This is a genomic window from Streptomyces sp. NPDC037054, assembly GCF_055606745.1.
This window is the reverse complement of sequence record NZ_JBVJSJ010000009.1, coordinates 137,766-157,500: the sequence shown is the minus strand read 5'-3', so window position 1 is coordinate 157,500 and position 19,735 is coordinate 137,766. Positions and strand designations below refer to the sequence as shown.

General features: G+C 72.6%; 14 protein-coding genes. 8 read left to right on the top strand and 6 right to left on the bottom strand.

Features of this window, described 5'->3' with window-relative positions; translation table 11 throughout:
* Window positions 1-7: 7 nt before the first annotated feature.
* From ACZ7D7_RS22420 to ACZ7D7_RS22405, 4 genes are all read left to right on the top strand, one after another.
* Window positions 8-1,351, top strand: coding sequence for an ABC transporter substrate-binding protein (locus tag ACZ7D7_RS22420; protein ID WP_470826430.1), 1,344 nt, complete (start codon window positions 8-10; stop codon window positions 1,349-1,351).
* Between the two features lie 59 nt (window positions 1,352-1,410).
* Entirely contained in the window at window positions 1,411-3,453 is a 2,043-nt protein-coding gene (locus tag ACZ7D7_RS22415; protein WP_470826429.1) for a beta-galactosidase, read from the top strand.
* Window positions 3,454-3,622: 169 nt separating this feature from the next.
* Window positions 3,623-5,662, top strand: coding sequence for an RICIN domain-containing protein (locus ACZ7D7_RS22410; protein WP_470826428.1), 2,040 nt, complete (start codon window positions 3,623-3,625; stop codon window positions 5,660-5,662).
* Window positions 5,663-5,844: 182 nt separating this feature from the next.
* Window positions 5,845-6,261, top strand: a complete 417-nt coding sequence (locus ACZ7D7_RS22405) for a MerR family transcriptional regulator (protein WP_470826427.1) — start codon at window positions 5,845-5,847, stop codon at window positions 6,259-6,261.
* A gap of 58 nt (window positions 6,262-6,319) precedes the next feature.
* On the opposite strand, the gene ACZ7D7_RS22400 is transcribed toward ACZ7D7_RS22405, so the two are convergent.
* A complete protein-coding gene (locus tag ACZ7D7_RS22400; RefSeq protein WP_470826425.1) occupies window positions 6,320-7,063 on the bottom strand; it encodes a hypothetical protein in 744 nt (247 codons plus the stop codon).
* 327 nt (window positions 7,064-7,390) lie between these two features.
* On the opposite strand from ACZ7D7_RS22400, the gene ACZ7D7_RS22395 reads away from it, so the two are divergent.
* Window positions 7,391-9,076 carry a ribonuclease J gene (locus ACZ7D7_RS22395; protein ID WP_470826423.1) on the top strand — a complete coding sequence of 562 codons (1,686 nt, stop codon included), beginning with the start codon at window positions 7,391-7,393 and terminating at the stop codon, window positions 9,074-9,076.
* A 65-nt stretch (window positions 9,077-9,141) separates the two neighbouring features.
* The gene (locus ACZ7D7_RS22390; protein WP_470826422.1) at window positions 9,142-9,861 is read left to right on the top strand and encodes a polyamine aminopropyltransferase; all 720 of its coding nucleotides are present in this window, start codon (window positions 9,142-9,144) and stop codon (window positions 9,859-9,861) included.
* 48 nt (window positions 9,862-9,909) lie between these two features.
* On the opposite strand, the gene ACZ7D7_RS22385 is transcribed toward ACZ7D7_RS22390, so the two are convergent.
* From ACZ7D7_RS22385 to ACZ7D7_RS22365, 5 genes are all read right to left on the bottom strand, one after another.
* Complete coding sequence (locus ACZ7D7_RS22385) at window positions 9,910-11,466, bottom strand: GMC family oxidoreductase (protein WP_470826421.1); 1,557 nt, start codon at window positions 11,464-11,466, stop codon at window positions 9,910-9,912.
* A 113-nt stretch (window positions 11,467-11,579) separates the two neighbouring features.
* Window positions 11,580-12,227, bottom strand: coding sequence for a DUF6629 family protein (locus ACZ7D7_RS22380; protein WP_470826420.1), 648 nt, complete (start codon window positions 12,225-12,227; stop codon window positions 11,580-11,582).
* Between the two features lie 200 nt (window positions 12,228-12,427).
* Window positions 12,428-13,300 (bottom strand): trypsin-like serine protease, encoded by an 873-nt coding sequence (locus ACZ7D7_RS22375; RefSeq protein ID WP_470826419.1) that lies wholly within the window; start codon window positions 13,298-13,300, stop codon window positions 12,428-12,430.
* Between the two features lie 173 nt (window positions 13,301-13,473).
* Window positions 13,474-15,519, bottom strand: coding sequence for a spermidine synthase (locus tag ACZ7D7_RS22370; RefSeq protein ID WP_470826417.1), 2,046 nt, complete (start codon window positions 15,517-15,519; stop codon window positions 13,474-13,476).
* A 114-nt stretch (window positions 15,520-15,633) separates the two neighbouring features.
* Window positions 15,634-17,310, bottom strand: a complete 1,677-nt coding sequence (locus ACZ7D7_RS22365; protein ID WP_470826416.1) for a sigma-70 family RNA polymerase sigma factor — start codon at window positions 17,308-17,310, stop codon at window positions 15,634-15,636.
* A 313-nt stretch (window positions 17,311-17,623) separates the two neighbouring features.
* On the opposite strand from ACZ7D7_RS22365, the gene ACZ7D7_RS22360 reads away from it, so the two are divergent.
* Entirely contained in the window at window positions 17,624-19,003 is a 1,380-nt protein-coding gene (locus ACZ7D7_RS22360; RefSeq protein ID WP_470826414.1) for an alpha-amylase, read from the top strand.
* A 142-nt stretch (window positions 19,004-19,145) separates the two neighbouring features.
* On the top strand, window positions 19,146-19,568 hold the full coding sequence (locus ACZ7D7_RS22355) for a DUF350 domain-containing protein (RefSeq protein WP_470826413.1): 423 nt from the start codon (window positions 19,146-19,148) through the stop codon (window positions 19,566-19,568).
* Window positions 19,569-19,735 lie beyond the last annotated feature (167 nt).

Here is a 19,735-nt window from a genome sequence, read left to right as displayed (position 1 = left end):
GCACCCCATGCACAAGCACCCCCGCCGCCTGCTGCGCGGCATCGGCCTCGTCTGCGCGCTCGCCCTGGGCGCCACCGCCTGCGGCGGATCGGACGACTCGGGCTCGGGACCGAAGGCGGTCTCCGAGGCGGACGTCGACGCCGCGCTGAAGAAGGGCGGAACGATCACCGTCTGGGCGTGGGAACCCACGCTCAAGCAGGTCGCCGCCGACTTCCAGAAGGAACACCCGGGCGTCAAGGTGAACCTGGTCAACGCGGGCACCGGCAACGACCAGTACAAGGCGCTGCAGAACGCCATGTCGGCCAAGAAGGGCGTCCCGGACGTCGCACAGGTCGAGTACTACGCCATGGGCCAGTACGCGCTGACCGAGCAGCTCACCGACCTCAAGGGCTTCGGCGCCGACAAGCTCGCCGACAGGTTCTCCCCCGGTCCGTGGAACGGCGTCAAGGCCGGCGGCGAGGGCGTCTACGGGCTGCCGATGGACTCCGGACCGATGGCCCTCTTCTACAACAAGAAGGTCTTCGACAAGCACGGCATCGAGGTGCCCACCACGTGGGACGCGTACGTGGACGCGGCCCGCGCCCTGCGCAAGGCCGACCCGAAGGCGTACATCACCAACGACACCGGTGACGCCGGCTTCACCACCAGCATGCTCTGGCAGGCCGGTTCCCGCCCCTACGACGTCGACGGCACGAAGATGAAGGTCGACTTCTCCGACGCGGGCGCGAAGAAGTACACGGCCACCTGGCAGAAGCTCATCGACGAGAAGCTGATCGCGCCCGTCACCAGCTGGTCCGACGAGTGGTACAAGGGCCTGGGCGACGGCACGATCGCGACCCTGGCCATCGGCGCGTGGATGCCGGCCAACCTCGCCTCCGGGGTGAAGAACGCCGCAGGTGACTGGCGCGTGGCGCCGCTGCCGCAGTGGGAGTCGGGCGCGAACGCCAGTGCGGAGAACGGCGGCAGCGCCCTCACCCTGCCCGAACTCGGCGGGAACGAGGCGCTGGCCTACGCCTTCCTCCAGTACGCCAACGCCGGCAAGGGCGTCGACACCCGCGTGAAGGGCGGCGCCTTCCCGGCGACCACCGCGCAACTGAACTCCAAGGCGTTCCAGGACGCGGAGTTCCCGTACTTCGGCGGTCAGCGGGCCAACAAGGTGTTCGCCGAGTCGGCCGCGAACGTCGCCGACGACTGGTCGTACCTGCCGTACCAGGTGTACGCCAACTCGATCTTCAACGACACCGTCGGCAAGGCCTACGTGTCGGGCACTCCGCTGAGCGACGGCCTGAAGGCCTGGCAGGACGCCTCCGTCAAGTACGGCACCGAGCAGGGCTTCACCGTCGAGAAGTAGCACGCCGGGCGGCGCGGGCACTCCGTGCCGCCCCGGTGCCCCACCCCGGAAGGACCACCATGATCTCCACCCTCCTGTCCCGCCCGAGCGGGGCGGACGGTGACGCCGTCCCGCGCCTGGTCTACGGCGCCGACTACAACCCCGAGCAGTGGCCCCGCACCGTGTGGGAGGAGGACGTCCGGCTGATGCGCGAGGCCGGCGTGAACCTCGTGTCGGTGGGCATCTTCTCCTGGGCCCGCCTCCAACCGGCCGAGGACACCTGGGACTTCGGCTGGCTCGACGAGGTCATGGACCTCCTGCACGAGGGCGGCATCGGTGTCGACCTGGCGACGGCCACCGCTTCCCCGCCGCCCTGGCTCACCACGGCCCACCCGGAGATCCTCCCCGTCACCGCCCGCGGCGAGACGCTGTGGCCGGGGGCCCGCCAGCACTGGCGCCCCACGTCGCCGGTCTTCCGGCGCCACGCCCTGCGCCTGGTACGGGAGTTGGCGCACCGCTACGCCGGCCACCCGGCGCTGGTGGCCTGGCACGTCAACAACGAACTGGGCTGTCACAACGTCTACGACTACTCCGACGACGCCGCCCGCGCCTTCCGCGACTGGCTGCGCGCCCGCTACGGCACGCTGGACGCGCTCAACTCCGCCTGGGGGACGGCGTTCTGGTCGCAGCGCTACACCGACTGGCAGCAGATCCTGCCGCCCCGGCTGGCCGCCTCGCACCCCAACCCCACGCAGCAACTGGACTTCAAGCGTTTCTCGTCGGACGCGCTGAAAGACCATCTGCGGGCCGAACGCGAGATCCTGCGGGAGCTCACGCCCGGCGTCCCCGTCACCACCAACTTCATGGTGATGGGCGGCACCAAGGGCATGAACTACCCGGACTGGGCGGCCGAGATCGACTTCGTCTCCAACGACCACTACGTCCACCCGGGCCCGCAGGACCGCGACGAGCTGTCCTTCTCCGCCAACCTCACGAGCGGCATCTCCGGCGGGCGGCCCTGGTTCCTGATGGAGCACTCCACCAGCGCCGTCAACTGGCAGCCGGTCAACGTCGCGAAGCGGCCCGGCGACCTGGCCCGCGACTCGCTGCTGCACGTCGCGCACGGCGCCGACGCGGTGTGCTTCTTCCAGTGGCGGCAGTCGGCGGCCGGCGCCGAGAAGTACCACTCCGCGATGGTCCCGCACGCCGGTCCGGACAGCGACGTGTTCCGCGCCGTCACGCAACTCGGCGCGACGCTGCGTACGTTGGCGCCCGTCGCGGGCAGCGAGCGGGAGCCCGCCCGGGTCGGCATCCTCTACGACTGGGAGTCGTGGTGGGCGAGTGAGCAGGACTCCCACCCCACCACGCTGCTCGACTACCGCCAGGAGGCGCTCGACTGGTACTCGGCGCTCCTCGCGCTCGGCGTCCGCGCCGACCTCGTCACCACCCGGGCCGACCTGCACCGCCACCAGGTGCTGATCGCGCCCGTCCTGCACGTGGTCCCCGCCGACCTCGCCAAGACGCTCACCCGGTTCGCGGAACAGGGCGGCCACCTGATCACCACGTACTTCTCCGGGATCGTCGACGAGCACGACCACGTGTGGCTCGGCGGCTACCCCGGCGCCCTGCGCGACCTGCTCGGCATCCGCGTCGAGGAGTTCGGGCCCCTGCCGGCCGGCGACACCGTGGAACTCGACGACGCGACGACCGGCGGCCTGTGGACCGACCGCGTCACGGTCACGGCCCCCGACACGGAGGTCCTGGCCCGCTACCGCACCGGTGCGCACGCCGGCCGCCCCGCCGTCACCCGGCGGCCCGCGGGCGGCGGTTCGGCCGCCTACGTGTCCACCCGGCTCGGTGTCGACGGGCTCACCTCGCTGCTGCCGCGGCTGCTGGGGCCGGCCGGGGTGACGAGCGAACTGCCCGAGGACGTCCGCGGGCCGGTCGAGCTGACCGTGCGCCGCGACGCGGGCAGCCGCTATCTGTTCCTGGTCAACCGCACCGACCGGGCCGTCCCCGTGCGCGGCCTGGCCGGGGACGTCCTGCTCGGCGGTGCCGACGCCGACGGCGTGCTCACGCTCGGGCCGCGTGAGGTCGCCGTACTGCGGCAGCCCACGGGCTGAGCCGCCTCACCGGAACGGCCGCGGCACACGCGGCACTCGCAGGACCGCAGTACCCGCACCCACGACTCCCCGGACCGGCCCGCGCCGGACCGGGGGCCATCCCCTCCCGCCCCCGGTCCGGGGCGGGAGGGACCACCGCAGCGACGACACCGCACGTTGGGAGCACACGATGGCACGCCGTACCCGCAAGCGACGGCTCCTCGGGGCAGCCGCCCTGACCGCCCTGGCCACCGCGGCCTCACTGGTCGGCGCCCCCGCGCCGCCCGCCCGGGCCGAGGCGGCCGAGGCCGCCCTCACCGTCCGGCCCGACCCCTCGTACCGGCAGGAGCCGTTCCAGGGCTGGGGCACCAGCCTGGTGTGGTTCGCCAACGCCACCGGTGACTACCCGCCGGAGATACGCGAGAAGCTCGCCCGACTCCTGTTCGGCGACGACGGCCTGGCGCTCAACATCGCCCGCTACAACATCGGCGGCGGCAACGCCCCCGACGTCAAGGACTACCTGCGGGCCGGAGGCGCCGTCGAGGGCTGGTGGAAGGCGCCCGCGGGCACCACCCGCGAGGACACCGACTGGTGGAGCGCCGACGACCCGGCCGACTGGAACGACGACGCCGACGCGACGCAGCGCTGGTGGGTGAACCGCATCAAGGACGACATCGACCACTGGGAGACCTTCAGCAACTCCCCGCCCTGGTTCATGACCGTCAGCGGATACGTGTCCGGTGGCTTCGACGCCACCGCCGACCAGCTCAAGCCGGACGCCGTGGACGACTTCGCCGCCTACCTGGCGGGCGCCACGAAGCGGCTGGAGGACGCGGAGGGCATCAAGGTCGACACGGTCGACCCGTTCAACGAGCCCAACACCAACTACTGGAGCACCCGCCTCGGCGCGGACGGCGAACCCGTCGGCGGCCGGCAGGAGGGCGCCCACATGGGTCCCGGACTCCAGCAGAAGGTGCTCGCCGCGCTCGCGCCCGCGCTCGCCGAGGCGAGGACCGGCGCGAAGATCTCCGCGATGGACGAGACCAACCCGTCCCTCTTCGCGCAGAACTGGAACGCCTACTCGCAGCAGACGCGCGATCTCGTGTCGCAGATGAACGTCCACACGTACGGGACCGGCGGGCGAACCACCGTGCGGGACCAGGCCAAGGCCGCCGACAAGCCGCTGTGGATGAGCGAGGTCGAGGGCGACTGGGGCGACGGGCAGAGCTTCACGGACATGCGTCCCGGGCTCGGGCTCGCCCAGCGCATCGTCGACGACCTGCGTGAACTGGAGCCGCGCGCCTGGGTGTTCTGGCAGCCCGTCGAGGACTACGACAACATGAAGCCCGGCGGCGAGTCCGCCAAGGGCGGCAACTGGGGCAGCATCCAGCTGCCGTTCAGCTGCACCGCGAAGGACACCCTGGAGAGCTGCCCGATCCGGACGAACACCAAGTTCGACACCGCCCGGAACTTCACCCACTTCATCAAGCCCGGCGACCGGCTCGTCAAGGTGAACGACACCTCCAGCGCGGCCGCCGTCGGCAGCGACGGCAGGAGCGCGTCGGTCGTCCACGTCAACGGCACCACGGCCCCGCGGGCGGTCACCGTGGACCTGTCGAAGTTCGCCGACGTCAACCCCACCGCCACCGTGACCCCGGTGGTGACCAGCGCCGACGGCAAGCTGCGCGAGCACGCGCCCGTCGCGGTCGACGACCGCCGGGCCACGTTCACCGTGCCGGCGCAGTCCGTGACGTCCTTCCGCGTCAAGGGCGTCTCGGGCGTCGCGGCGGACGCCCCGCTGCTGCGCAAGGGCCACACGTACACGCTGACCGGTGTCCAGAGCGGCAAGGCCGTCACGCTCGCGGCCAACGGGACGAACCTGGTGCTCGGGCCGACGGCCCAGCGGTGGCGGCTGAGCGAGGTGCACCCCGAGGGCGGGGTCCGCCGGCACTACGTCTTCACCGACCCCGCGACCGGCAACCGCCTCGCCGTGCGGGACGACGTCCCTGTGACCGAGCCCGACACCGGCCGGCGCGACGCGGCCACCGAGTGGCTCACGTCGACCACCGGCGACGGCACGTGGACCCTCGTCAACGCCGCCACCGGCCGTCTCCTGGAGGTCGGCGGTCAGGCCACCGGTGACGGCGCCGCCGTCACCACGTGGCCGCCCAACTCCGGTGCCAACCAGCGCTGGACGGTGACGGACGTGACGAGGCCGGCGGCCGGCTGACCGCCGTACGCGGCCACTTGGCACGCCCCCTTCCGCCGCACGTCCCCGCGGCGGGAGGGGGCGCGGCACGTCGGCCCGTCGCCGCTCGCCGGTCCGGCATCATGGCCCGGACGCCGGCGAACGCGGCGAGACCCTACTCTGACGTGCGGGCGGAGTGGGACGGCGAAAGGGACCATGGGGCGATGACGGAGCAGCGGCGGATGCAGATCGGCGAAGTGGCCGAGCGGACCGGTTTGTCCCTGCGCACCATCCGCCACTACGAGGAAGTGAGCCTGGTGATCCCGTCGGCCCGCAGCAAGGGCGGCTTCCGCCTCTACACGGAGGCCGACGTCGAACGGCTGATGGTGATCCGCCGGATGAAACCGCTGGACTTCTCCCTGGAGGAGATGCGGGACCTGCTGGAGATCACCGACCGGCTGGCCGACCGGGAGGACCCGCCCGTCGGCGGGGAGCGCGAGCGGCTGCGGGAGCGGCTGGACTCCTACCGCAAGGTGGCCGACGCCCGCTGCGAGACCCTGCGGGCCCGCCTGGAAATGGCCGAGGACTTCGCCGCCACCCTCCGCCACCGCCTCCAGAAGGACGCCCGCTCCCGCACGTGATCCCCACCGCCGCGACGTGCGCGGCTCCTGGACGACCGGGCCGTGCCGTGGCGGGTCCTCACGGGTGCAGCAGGTGGAGGCGGTCGGGCAGGGCCTCCAGCCGGAGGGGGGCACGGACGTCGCGGGCGGGGGTGCCGTCGACCTCCAGGCGGTAGGCCCCCCAGGCGCGTTCGAAGCGGAGGCGGCGGACGCGGCGCAGGCCGAAGGAGTCGGCGCGGGCCTGGAGCAGGCCCTGTTCGGTCAGGGTGACGCGCAGGGGCCGGTCGCCGGGGGCGGTGATCTTCTCGTTGTCGAGGATGAGGCGGACCTCGCCCGGATGCGGCTGGAGGGAGACCAGGACGGTCTCGCGCACGGCCACGCCGGAGCCGCCGTCGCCGAGGTGGATGCCCACGACGGGAAGGCGACGGCCGCCTAAGGCGGTGGGCTCGCCGCCCGGCGGGCCCACCGGGCGTTCGACGAGCAGCGGCAGGCCCCACAGGGCCGCCGCCCGCATGGCCTGCTCCGGCTGGGGGCCTCCGGCGTGGACCAGCAGGTCGACCGCGGGTCGCCGTGCGCGCCGCCCCGGCCCGGCGCCCGCGTCGCCGACGGGGTCCAACTCCGTGCAGCGCACCTGCCGTTCGGTGAGTCCGGCGCGCAGCAGCCGGGCCCGCTCCCGGTCGCCGCGGCTCCCGCCGCGCACGATGCCCAGCACGGGACGCCCGGCCGGGAACGCGTCGGCGAAGCGTACGGCGGCGGCCACCAAGCGGTCTGTTTCCGGCACGGCCCGGCGGGACGCGTCGGGAGACGAGGTCGAGGGCGGCATGCGGGCTCCTTGCGCGCTCGGTGCGGGCGGGCGACGTCGGGACTGCGGGCCCGCGCGCGCCGGGGATTGCGGGGGCCCGTGAGAGCGGCGGCGGGCAGGGGCCGGCCCCGCGGGCTGCGGCCGACGGCCGCGTTCCCATCGTTCATCTCTAACCTAGTGCGAGAGTCGCGCGGGCGTGAAGCGGCAGTTGGGCGGGACAAACGGCATCCGACGTTCACGTTTGGGCAGAGTTGTCCGCCGGTGTACGCACGGATGACGGCCGTGCGCCCGCGAGGCACCGCTCGTCGGTAATGGATCATCCCGGTGACCCTCCGGTAGCGTCACGGTATGAGTCACCCGCATCCCGGCCTGAAGGCCGCCCCGCCACTGCCCGCCGGAGGCTTGAGGGTCGTCCCCCTGGGCGGCCTCGGCGAGATCGGTCGCAACATGACCGTCTTCGAGCACGCCGGCAAACTGCTCGTCATCGACTGCGGCGTGCTCTTCCCCGAAGAGACACAGCCCGGCGTGGACGTGATCCTCCCCGACTTCACCTCGATCCGGGACCGGCTGGACGACATCGTCGCCGTGGTGCTGACGCACGGCCACGAGGACCACATCGGCGGCGTCCCGTACCTGCTGCGTGAGCGCTCGGACATTCCCGTCGTGGGGTCGAAGCTGACCCTGGCGTTCCTGGAGGCCAAGCTCAAGGAGCACGGCATCCGGCCCCGCACGGTCCGCGTCCGCGAGGGCGACCGCCGGAAATTCGGGCCGTTCGACTGCGAGTTCGTGGCCGTCAACCACTCCATCCCGGACAGCCTCGCCGTCGCCGTCCGCACGGCCGCCGGACTGGTCCTGCACACGGGTGACTTCAAGATGGACCAGTTCCCGCTGGACGACCGGATCACCGACCTGCGGGCCTTCGCGCGGCTCGGCGAGGAGGGCGTGGACCTGTTCCTCACGGACTCCACGAACGCCGAGGTGCCCGGCTTCACCACTTCCGAGCGCGAGCTGAACCCGGCGATCGAGCAGGTGATGCGCACGGCTCCGCGCCGGGTCATCGTCTCCAGCTTCGCCAGCCATGTGCACCGCATCCAGCAGGTCCTGGACTCGGCCCACCAGTACGGCCGCAAGGTCGCCTTCGTCGGCCGCTCGATGGTCCGCAACATGGGCATCGCCCGCGAACTCGGCTACCTGAAGGTGCCGTCCGGACTGGTCGTGTCGACCAAGGAGCTGGAGAAGCTGCCGGATCACCGGGTCACGCTGGTGTGCACCGGTTCCCAGGGCGAGCCGATGGCGGCGCTGTCACGGATGGCGAACCGCGACCACATGATCCGGATCGGCGAGGGCGACACCGTGCTCCTCGCCAGCTCCCTGATCCCCGGCAACGAGAACGCCATCTACCGGGTGATCAACGGCCTGACCCGGTGGGGCGCCCACGTCGTCCACAAGGGCAACGCCAAGGTGCACGTCTCCGGGCACGCGAGCGCCGGCGAACTCGTCTACTGCTACAACATCGTCAAGCCGCGCAACGTCATGCCCGTCCACGGCGAGTGGCGTCACCTGCGGGCCAACGCCGACCTGGCCATCCGTACGGGTGTGGACCCGGACCGGGTCGTCATCGCCGAGGACGGCGTCGTGGTCGACCTGGTCGACGGGCGCGCCTCCATCACGGGCAAGGTGCCCGCGGGCAACGTCTACGTGGACGGCATGGAGGTCGGCGGCGCCACCGAGGCGTCCCTGAAGGACCGCCTGACCCTCGCCTCCGAGGGTGTGGTCACGGTGGTGGCGATCGTCGACGCGGACACCGGTGCCCTCGCCGAGGCTCCCGACTTCCTGGCCCGCGGCTTCGTGCACGACGACACGACCTTCGAGTCCGTGATCCCCGTCATCGAGAAGACGCTGGCCACCGCGGCCGCGGAAGGCGTCGGCGACGCGCACCAGTTGGAGCAGCTCATCGCCCGCGCGGTGGCCAACTGGGCGTTCCGCACCCATCGCCGCAAGCCGCTCGTCATCCCCGTCATCATCGACGCCTGAGACGCGGCACGGCGGACATTCCGAACGCCCCGGCCCACCGGCCGGCGCAGAGACGAGGAACACCGATGGGCGCGCGTTTCGAGGAGATCGACTGGCGTCCGACCCGGCTGGGCGACATCAGCCTGCGCCGCCGCAGGTACCCCGGGTCGGACGACGACGTCTACGAGGTGAAGCTCGGCGACGAGTTCCTGATGTCCAGCCTGTTCACGGCCGGGGAGGTCGCGCTCGCGCACCTGGGCCTCGCTGCGGCGCCCGGTGCCGAACTGGACGTCGTGGTCGGCGGCCTCGGCCTCGGGTACACCGCGGCGGCGGCCCTGGACGACCCTCGGGTGCGGTCGCTGATCGTGGTGGAGGCGCTCGGCGAGGTGATCGACTGGCACGAGCGGCATCTCGTGCCGCTCGGCGCGCGCGTGGCCGACGATCCGCGCTGCCGCCTCGTGCGGGCGGACTTCTTCGAGGCGGTGGGCGGCGGCCCGTCCGGCCCGGACCCGGACTCCCCGGGCCGCCGCTTCGACGCCGTTCTGCTGGACATCGACCACTCGCCGCGTCACGTCCTCGACTCCCGCCACGCGGCCCTCTACCGCCCGGAAGGGCTGCGTGATCTCGGCGAGCGTCTGCTGCCCGGCGGCGTGTTCGCCCTGTGGTCCAACGACCCGCCGGACGAGGCGTTCACCGCCGCGCTCGCCGACGTGTTCGCCACGGCCGAGGCCCACGTGGTCGACTTCGCCAACCCGCTCCAGGGCGGCACCGCGACCAACACCGTGTACGTGGCGCGCGTACGGTGACACGCGGGCCGGGGCCGGGCGGGCCGGGGTCCTGCTCCTGGCCGGCGGTCAGACCGGTGCCGGAAGCCCGCGGATCATGTCGGCGGCCTTCTCCGCGATCATGATCGTGGGGGCGTTGGTGTTGCCCCGCACCACGGTCGGCATCACCGAGGCGTCCACCACCCGCAGACCGCTGACGCCGTGGACGGCGAGCCGGGAGTCCACCACGGGCCCGATGGAGCAGGTGCCCACCGGGTGGTACAGGGTCTGCAACTCGCGCCGGGCGAAGTCGAGCAGGGCGGCGTCGTCGGTGGAGCCGGGGACGCGGAAGTCGGCCCGGCGGTGCTTGGCCAGGCCGGGCTGTTCGGCGATGTCGAGCATCATCCGCAGCGCCCGGACCATCGTGGCGCGGTCCTCCTCGGTGGTCAGGTAGTTGTGCAGGATGTGGGGCTTGGCGCCGGGGAGCGTCGAGCGCAGGGAGACCTTGCCCCGGCTGGTGGGCGCGAGGAGGGCCGCGCCGAACATGAAGGCGTGGTCGGTGACGGGGCTGATGCCCTCCTCGTGGAACATCACCGGCGTCGCGTGCACCTGGATGTCGGGGGCGTCCAGTCCGTCCCGGGTGCGCAGGAAGCCGCCCGCCTCACCGACGTTGGAGGTGAGCGGGCCGCGGCCCTCGGTCTGCAGCAGGCGGAGGTTGTCCGGCGTCTCGGCCGTGAACAGCGACTCGACGTCGGTGAGGCAGCACAGGCCGACGTGCGGGTGGTCCTGGAGGTTCTCGCCCACGGGCAGGTCGACGCGGGGCGTGATGCCGAGCGCCGCCAGCTCGCCGGCCGGGCCGATGCCGGACAGCATCAGCAGCTGCGGGGAGTTGTAGGCTCCGGCCGACAGCACGACCTCCCGTTCGGCGCGCAGGGACAGCGGTTCGCCGCCGCGGTCCACCTCGACGCCGGTCGCGCGGTCGCCGTCGAACAGGACGCGGGTGCACTGGACGCCGGTCATCACCTCCAGGTTGGGCCGGGAGAGGGCCGGCCGCAGGTACGCGTCGGCGGTGCTGCAGCGCAGTCCGTCGCGCTGGGTCAGGTGGTAGTAGCCGACGCCGTCCTGTTCCGGCCCGTTGAAGTCGTCGGTGAAGGGGTGACCGGCCTCCTGCGCCGCCGTCACGAACGCGTCCATCAGCGGATGCCGTGAGCGGCCTTCGCTGACGGTGAGGGGGCCGCCGGTGGCGTGCCAGGGTGACGCGGGGCCGGTGAAGTCCTCGGCGCGCAGGAAGTACGGCAGGACGTCCTGCCACCTCCAGCCCTCGGCGCCGCCCGCCGCCCAGGCGTCGTAGTCGCGGCGGTTGCCGCGCATGTAGATCATCGCGTTCATGGAGGAGGAGCCGCCGAGCATGCGGCCCCGGGGCAGGAAGCGGCGCCGGCCGTCGAGGCCCGGTTCGCACGCGGAGAGGTAACTCCAGTCGTACGTCGTCTGGAAGAGCTTGCTGAAGGCCGCCGGTACGTGGATCTCCGCGGCGTCGTCCGCCGGGCCCGCCTCGATCAGCAGGACGCGCGCGGTCTCGTCCTCGCTGAGCCGGGCCGCCAGCACGCACCCGGCCGATCCGGCGCCCACGATGATGTAGTCGTACACCTGTCCCCCTCGCCCCGACACGGTCGCTCGTCCCCTTCAGCCAAGCGGCAACGGGCCGGGAATCACACCGGGCAATCGGCCAAAGTCGACGGCCGTGGACGCGCGTCGCGCCGTCACCCGGCCGGGGGCGGTGCGGGGAACGCGGGCGCGGCTGCACGGCGTCGGCGGACCCAGCCGTACAGGGCCACCGAGCACACAGCGGCGACCGCGCACCAGGTGGAGACGAACTCCAGCCGCCACAGCCACCAGCAGACCAGTGCCCCGGCGGCGAGCAGGAGCCCGAGGGCCGACAGCCCGCGGTCGCCGGACAGCAGCAGGGAGCCCACCGTGGCCAGGAGGTAGCCGGCGACCAGGAGCGCCGAGTGGGGCAGGTCCAGGACGTAGCCGATGGTGCGGCCGCGGATCTCGGCCGTGACGGGGCCCGTGACCAGGGCGTGGGCGAGGACCGCGGCGGTCGCCGCGCCGACGACGCACAGCGGGACCAGCCGGCGCCGGGCACGGCGGGGCGCGGCGCACAGCACGCCGGCCGGTACCCACGCCGCGAGCAGGGGCAGGGCGATGACGGCCCAGGCGAGCGTGGCCGGGTGCGCGCCGCCGCCGGAGGACCAGACGGCCGACTCGATCATCTGGTGGGCGCCGAGCAGCAGCGGCAGCGCGGCCAGGGGAACGTCACGGCGCTGCCGGGTGCGGGCGAGGCAGACCACTCCCACGCCGGCCACGGCGACGCCCGCCACGAGATCGGCCTCCGCGCTCCAGCACATCGCACCACCACAGGTCGGTCTCGCAGGGCTCGGCCTTTCGCCGTCGACCACGCTACGGGGCGCGTCGGCCGCGGGCCGGGCGGCGCGGCGGTGGCGACGCCGCTGCTCCACCACCGGCGGCGGCGCGGGACCCGGGGTGCGAGCGGGCCCGCCCCCGCCCGGCGATGTCGCGTCCGCGCGGGTGAGGGCGGGCGGGCGGCCTACGGCAGCTTCACGAACGGGGACAGGAAGGCCCGGGCGCCGGGCGTGTCCAGCCGGTAGGTGACGTTCGTGGCGTAGCACGGGCTGTCGCCGGTGATGGTGGTGGACGCGAGGATGCGCTTGCCGCCGATGACCGCGAAGTTGGGGCCGCCGGAGTCGCCGTAGCAGGCTCCGCCGTTGCCCTGCGGGGCGGTCATGGCCAGACGCACCCAGGCGTCGTTGAGGGCGTCGAAGGTCACGGGGGCCTTCATGCGGACGCCGCCGCCCGGGTGGGTGTGTCCGCCGGGCCCGTTCACGGCCTCCTGGGTGCCGTATCCGGCGACGGTCCAGTCGGTGGCGTTCAGCTTCCGCGGGCCGAGGGCGCCGAGCTGGTTCGCGGTGGGCAGGGTGGCCGGGGTGAACGACCAGCGTGCCTTCGTCTTGGTGGCGGGCAGTTCGACGACCGAGATGTCGCGGGTGTCGGAGGCGGGTCCCGGGTAGCCGGGGTGGCTGTGGGCGCGGCCCTCGACGGCGACGGCGGCCGCCTGCGCGGACGGGTCGCCCGGGTACTTCTTCGCGGCGGCGTCGAGACCGGCCTGCACGTCCTGGTCGAGCGACACGTAGAACCGCACGTTGTCCGGCCAGTCGGTGGTGCAGTGGGCGGCGGTCAGGAACGTGTCCGCGTCGATCATCGTGCCGGAGCACACCCAGTCGACCCGGTCCGGGGTCGCCGGGTTGTCGTCGTTGTCCCAGGTGGCCACCAGCGCACCGACCTCGGTGCGTTCCGGGGCGGGTGTCGCGTTGTACGAATTGATCGCCGACGAGGGCAGGGCGGCGGCGAGCACGGTGGCGCAGGCCGCGGCGGTGACGGCGGTGGCGCGTATCGCGGTCAAGAAGAACCCCTTTGCTGGGTGTGGGACGGGCGTTCTCCTGTGGGAGATGAGGTGCATTGAAACCCGAGGCCCCGTCCGCGACAAGACCATGACCGACGCTCGCCGGGAATGTCGGCACGTCGTGATCACCGCGCCGAGGCCGGGCGACGCGCCGCGCCGCGCCGGGGCGGGCCTTATGTCGTGACGCTCGCCGTCTCGCCGTTCACCGCCGTCTTCGGGGCGCCCGGCCCGCGTCCGGCGAGCCGCATGGCGACGCAGGCCCCCAGGTACAGCGCGGCGACGACCAGCAGCAGCGCCTGATAGCCCGTCACCAGGGCCAGGTACTCGAGGGCGCCGCCGGTCAGCGCGCCCAGCAGGTTCGCGCCGAACGCGGACGTCGGGTCGGGGGCGAGCGCGAGGCGGTCCGAGAAGATGAGGTTGGCGCAGAAGATGGGCGCGAAGGCCAGGGCGATGGCGGCGGCGAGCCGTCCGGCGAACGGCAGGGACAGGACGGCCTGGGCCGGGACGAGCCAGGCCACCGCGAGGCTGGTGAACAGCAGGAGTTGCAGCAGGGTCTGGTTGACGCGGCGGAGCCTGCGCCGGACCTCGACCGCCGCGAGGACGGCGACCAGGACGCCGAAGAACACGAGGGCGTTGACGAGCCAGGTCGTGCCGAAGTACAGCGCGAAGCCGATGACGTTCTTCGTCTCGAGCAGCATGAACGCGGCGCCCAGCAGGAACATGTCGGCGTAGCGGAGGGTCCTGCGGATGCGGACCCCGGTCAGCCGCACCGACAGGAGCGTCACCAGCAGGATGGCGCCCAGCGCGCCCAGGTAGAGCGTGGGGATGTTCCGGTCGAGCAGGTACGGGAAGGGGTGGTCGTCGCTCGCGGCGGCCGGGACCGGGCCGCTGGGCCGCCAAGTCCGCTCGCACGACTGGGCGTCGGGCGTCATGCCGGCCACGAGCACGGCCGCGTTCTTGTTGAACGTGGTCATGCACGGGGCGTGGCCGTAGACCTCTTCGAGGCTGCCGGCGAACCGGTCGACCAGCCAGCTCTTGCGGTAGTAGTTGTACATGGCGAAGGCGCCGTCGGGTGCGAGGTGGTCGCGTGCGGCCTCGAAGGCCTGACGGGTGAACAGGTAGCTCTCCAGGCGGAGGTTGCTCGCGCCGGACACCAGCGTCAGTGAGTCGGGCAGCGCCAGGACGACGAGGTCGTACTCGCGGTCCGTGCGCTCCAGGAAGGCGCGGCCGTCGTCGATGTGGGTGTGCACCCTGGGGTCGTCGTACGGCTTCGCGGGGTGCAGGTCGGCGCCGATCTGCTGCAGGCGGGGGTCGATCTCGACGGCGTCCACGCGTTCCGCGCCGTGCGCGAGGGCGACCGCGACGTCGTTGCCGTTGCCGGCGCCGATGACCAGGACGCGTTTGTGCGGGTTGCGGGGCGTCTGTTCGTAGGCCTTCAGATACGGCGAGTCGGGCTGCATCAGTACGGGGAGGGGCGCGGTGCTCTGGTGCGGGACGCCGTTCGCGGCGATGTGGTAGGTCCGGTTCGCGTTCGGCGAGGGCTTGAGCTGGATCTTGTAGTACGGCGACCAGGAGATGCCGGTGGTGGTCGACTCCAGGAACAGCGCGGCGACCATCGCCGTGAGCGGGATGCCGTACCGCAGGGCTTCGCGCCGGCCGCCGAGGACGAGGAGGGCCACCGCGGCGAGTACGCCCCACACGACCGACGGGGCGCGGAGCCAGGAGAGCGCGGCGAAGGACACCGAGCCGGTGATGCTGCCGAGCAGGTCGTAGCGGTAGGCGTCGAGCGAGGGCAGTTGCCGGAAGAGGTCGGCGGTGATCTTGCCGATGCCGGCCATGATGACGGCCGTCAGCAGGAAGATGGCCGGCAGCGTCACCCACTCGGGCAGGCCGGTGGTCCGCACGGCGGTGAAGTAGATGACCTCGCCGCTGCTCTGGCGGACCTGCACCGGGAACTCGCGGACGAAGACGACGAGCACCGCCAGCGGGAGCGGCGTCCAGCGCTTCAGCCACTGTCCGCGCGCGGCCGGGAGGAGGAAGCCGATGCCGATGCCGAGGAACGAGCCGAGCAGGATGAAGTTCGAGAAGTAGCTGAGGTGGACGACGTTGGCGCCCGCCCACCTGATCAGCGCCAGCTCGACGAAGAGCATGGTCGTGCTGGCCAGCGTGAGCCGCCAGCGCACCATGCGCACGGTTTGCCCGGTTTCGACCCTCTTCATGCGCCCGTACGGTGCCACCTCCGGCGCGACGAGTCGAGGCGCCTTGCCGGTCCGGTCAGGGCCGGGCGGGTGCCTCCTCCCCCGGTTCCCGGCGGGTTCTCGTCCCGGTGCCGGTCAGCGGGCGGTGCCGAAGACCTGGGTCCACCACGGGCCGCCGTCGGCTTCGTGGAGGCCGATGCCCATCTCCTCGAAGTCGCAGTTGAGTATGTTGGCGCGGTGCCCGGGGCTGTCCATCCACGCCTGCATCACCTGGTCGGGCGTCCGCTGCCCGCGGGCTATGTTCTCGCCGTAGGTGCTCCACTCGTAGCCCGCGGCCGTGATGCGCTCGCCGGGTCCCGCGCCGTCCGGGTTGGTGTGGTCGAAGTAGTCGCGGGCGTCCATGTCCTCGGAGTGCCGCAGGGCCGCGGTGGCCAGGACGTCGTCGTGCCGGACGGGGCCGCATCCGCCCTTGGCGCGCTCGGCGTTGACCAGCTCGGTGACCTGCTGGGCGACGGACGACGGCGGGGCCGCGGCCCTCGTCGTGCGGCTCGGCACCGGCGGCGGCGCGGGCCGGGCCGAGGTCCTGCTCGGTGTCGGCCGCGGCGCCTTCCTGCTCGGCGAGGCCGACGGGGACGGCTCGGCGGAGGCGGAGGCGGAGGGCGACGCGGACTCGGTGGCGGGTGACGGGGACGGGCTGTGCGCCGTCCGGGGCGGCTCCGGGGCCGCCTGCGCGCGCACCGCGTCGTCCTCGTCGTCCGGCCCCAGCAAGGTCATTCCGCCGAGCGTTCCCCCGCCCACGAGCAGGGCCGCGACGGCGACCGCCCCGGCCCTCCTGCGCCGCGCCCGCCGCTCCCGGCGCCGCGTCTCGCTCCGGGCCGGACCCCGCGTCATCTCGACCGTGCCGTGCGGGCTGTGAGTGCTGTGAGTGCTGTGAGCGTCGTGGACCTGGCCGCCGGGCGCGGGCTCGCCGTACGACGGGCCCGGCGCGGGTTCGCCGTAGGCGGCGAGCCCGAAGGACCCGGACCACCGCGCGGCCGTCAGTTCGGCGAGCGCGGCACCGACCGGCAGCAGGCCCAGACCGACCAACAGGCCTTCGGCGGGCACCAGTTCGTCGCCGAGTCGTGAGCAGACCGTGCACTCACGCGCGTGCCGCGCGAGGCGCTTGCGCCACAGCGCCGACGGCACCCCGTCCCACGTGCGGAGCACGTCCTCCAGCAGCACGCAGCGCGGGACGGCCGACAGCGCGCGCACGACCGTCCGCGCGATCTCCAACTGCGCCTTCATCCGCTGCACCCGCACCGCCGTGTGGGGCTGCGACAGTTCCATCGCGGCGGCCACCTCGGCCCGGGTCAGTTCGCCTGCGGCCTCCAGCCACCACAGGGACAGCAGTTCCCGGTCGTCCTCGTCCAGCCAGCGGGTGGCCTCCGCGACCTCCCGGCGCTGCCCCGTCAGACCCATGCGGACGATGGCCAGGTCCACGAAGTCCGCGCGCGGGTCCGCCACGTCGTGGGCGTCCCCCAGGTCACCGGCCGCGGGCATCGCGTGGTGGGCCTGCCAGCGGCCCCGTATCTGGTTCATCGTGATGGCCACGAGCCAGGACCGGAAGCTCCCCGGATCGCGCAGTGACGCCAGGCCGCCCAGAGCGCGGATCATCGTCTCCTGCACCACGTCGTCGACGTCGGCGTGCCCGTTCAGCGCCCGCCCCACGATGTTGTAGACGAGCGGCAGGTACGCGGCGACGAGTTCCTCCCGCGCCCGCTGGTCCCCGCTCTGAGCCGCCTCGATCACCGCGGCGTGCCGTGCGCTGTCCACTCCGACCACTCTCTTCCCCGGGGCCGCGCGGCCCTCAGCTCGTGTCCGACAGCATGGAGACAACCGCGCCGCGCCGCGATAACGAAAATCTCACCGCGCCCGGCGAGAAACCGCGAACGGGCCGCGGCAGACGGACGGATCCGGCCCACCGGACCCTTGCAATCTCTTGTGCAAGTTGCAGGAAACCCTTGCAGATTCTATTGACGTGTTCACTGCGGAACGGCAGGCTCCGTCGCGGAATCCCCCCACGGCAGCCGATGCGCGGCTGCCTCCCACGGCGTGCCCCACCACGCCGGAGAACCGAAGGAGCCGCATGGTGCACCACCGATCCCGCGTCGTCGGCGGGACGCTCGCCGGAGTGCTCGTCGCCGCCGGCCTCGCCGCCCTCGCACCCTGGACCTCACAGGCCACGCCCCCCGGAGAGAAGACCGTCACGGCCACGCTGTTCGAGCGGAAGTTCACGGACGTGGCCAGGATCTGCACCGACGAACTCGGCCCGGCCGGTTACGGCTACGTCGAGGTCTCCCCCGCCTCCGAGCACATCCAGGGCGAGCAGTGGTGGACGTCGTACCAGCCCGTCAGCTACCGGATCGCGGGCCGGCTCGGCGACCGGGACGCCTTCGCGGCGATGGTCTCCGCCTGCCACGAGGCCGGCGTGAAGGTCGTCGCCGACGCCGTCATCAACCACATGGCCGCCGGGTCCGGCACCGGAACCGGAGGCACGCAGTACACGAAGTACTCCTATCCCGGCCTCTACCAGGACCAGGACTTCCACTCCTGCCGCAAGGACATCTCCGACTACGGCAACCGGGAGAACGTCCAGACCTGCGAACTGGTGGGCCTGTCCGACCTGGACACCGGCAGCGACGCCGTCCGCACCGCCATCGCGAAGTACCTGGACGACCTGCGCTCGCTCGGCGTGGACGGCTTCCGCATCGACGCCGCCAAGCACATGCCGGCGGACGACGTGGCGGCGATCAAGGCCAGGATGAGCGACCCGGGTTTCTGGGTGTCGGAGGTCATCCACGGCGAGGGCGAGGCGGTGCGGCCCGAGGAGTACACCGCGATCGGCGACGTCGACGAGTTCCGGTACGGCGGCCACCTCAAGAGCGCCTTCCAGAGCGGCGCCATCGCCGGGCTCAAGGCCGTCGCCGACGGCAAGCTCCCCGGCGACAGGGCCCGCACCTTCGTCGACAACTGGGACACCGAGCGCAACGGCTCGACGCTGACCCACAAGGACGGCGCGACGTACACGCTGGCGAACGTCTTCATGCTCGCCTCGCCCTACGGCTCCCCGAACGTCTTCTCCGGCTACGAGTGGTCCGACAAGGACGCCGGCCCGCCCAGCGGCGGCGACGGCTGGACCGACACGCACGCCAAGCGGGAGATCACCGGCATGGTGGGCTTCCGCAACGCGGTCGGCCCGGCCGAGCTGACGGACTGGTGGGACGACGGCGGCGGCGCGATCGCCTTCGGCCGCGGCGACCGGGGCTTCGTCGCCATCAACTCCGGCGACGCAGCACTGGCGCGGACGTTCGCGACGTCCCTGCCGGCCGGGACGTACTGCGACGTCGTCAAGGCGGCGCCGAGCGCCTGCGACGGCAACACCGTGACCGTCGGCGACGACGGCAAGGCACAGCTGACCGTGCCCGCCAAGGGCGCCGTCGCCCTCCATGTCGGCGCCAGGAGCTGACCCTTGGGCGACCGGCCGGCCCGTGCCGCGCGGGCCGGTCCTGCCGGGCGGCCGATCGGGTGGCGCGGGGGTGCGCTAGATTTTGCGTCACCTTGACCGCGATCACTCAACGATCACTCACATTACGGAGCCGGGCATCCCCATGAGCGACATCGTCAACGGACTTGGCCGGGCCACCTCTTACGGCGCCCTCGGCCTCGTCCTGCTGGTCCTCGGCATCGTCCTGGTCGACGTGCTCACCCCCGGCAAGCTGGGCCGGCAGATCTGGGAACAGCGCAACCGCAACGCCGCCCTGGTGCTCAGCTCCGCGCTGCTCGGCATCGGCGGGATCGTGTTCACGTCGATCTGGACGACGTACGAGGACTTCGGCAAGGGGATGGTCTCGACGGCCGCGTTCGGTCTGCTGGGCCTGGTGATGATGGCCGTGGCGTTCCTCGTGGTGGACCTGATCACGCCCGGGCGCCTGGGCGCGACGCTGGTCGAGCCCGAGCCGCACCCCGCGGTCTGGGTGACGGCGTCCTGCAACCTGGCCGTGGCCGCGATCATCTCCGCGTCGATCGCCTGACGCCACGTTCCCGGCCGGCGCCGGCCTGTTCGGGCGCCCGGCCGTCGCCACGCGGGCGGGGTCCGACGCCGTGAGAACGGCCGGACCCCGCCGCGGCACGTGGACCGGCGCGGCGGCGCGGCGACGCAACGGTCCGTCGTGGCGGCACGACGGTGGCGCGTGGCTCT

Excerpts from the sequence above, each read along its gene's own strand:
- ACZ7D7_RS22420 (WP_470826430.1), top strand. The coding sequence starts at position 8 with ATGCACAAGCACCCCCGCCGCCTGCTGCGCGGCATCGGCCTCGTCTGC.
- ACZ7D7_RS22415 (WP_470826429.1), top strand. The coding sequence starts at position 1,411 with ATGATCTCCACCCTCCTGTCCCGCCCGAGCGGGGCGGACGGTGACGCC.
- ACZ7D7_RS22410 (WP_470826428.1), top strand. The coding sequence starts at position 3,623 with ATGGCACGCCGTACCCGCAAGCGACGGCTCCTCGGGGCAGCCGCCCTG.
- ACZ7D7_RS22405 (WP_470826427.1), top strand. The coding sequence starts at position 5,845 with ATGACGGAGCAGCGGCGGATGCAGATCGGCGAAGTGGCCGAGCGGACC.
- ACZ7D7_RS22400 (WP_470826425.1), bottom strand. The coding sequence starts at position 7,063 with ATGCCGCCCTCGACCTCGTCTCCCGACGCGTCCCGCCGGGCCGTGCCG.
- ACZ7D7_RS22395 (WP_470826423.1), top strand. The coding sequence starts at position 7,391 with ATGAGTCACCCGCATCCCGGCCTGAAGGCCGCCCCGCCACTGCCCGCC.
- ACZ7D7_RS22390 (WP_470826422.1), top strand. The coding sequence starts at position 9,142 with ATGGGCGCGCGTTTCGAGGAGATCGACTGGCGTCCGACCCGGCTGGGC.
- ACZ7D7_RS22380 (WP_470826420.1), bottom strand. The coding sequence starts at position 12,227 with ATGTGCTGGAGCGCGGAGGCCGATCTCGTGGCGGGCGTCGCCGTGGCC.
- ACZ7D7_RS22370 (WP_470826417.1), bottom strand. The coding sequence starts at position 15,519 with ATGAAGAGGGTCGAAACCGGGCAAACCGTGCGCATGGTGCGCTGGCGG.
- ACZ7D7_RS22360 (WP_470826414.1), top strand. The coding sequence starts at position 17,624 with ATGGTGCACCACCGATCCCGCGTCGTCGGCGGGACGCTCGCCGGAGTG.
- ACZ7D7_RS22355 (WP_470826413.1), top strand. The coding sequence starts at position 19,146 with ATGAGCGACATCGTCAACGGACTTGGCCGGGCCACCTCTTACGGCGCC.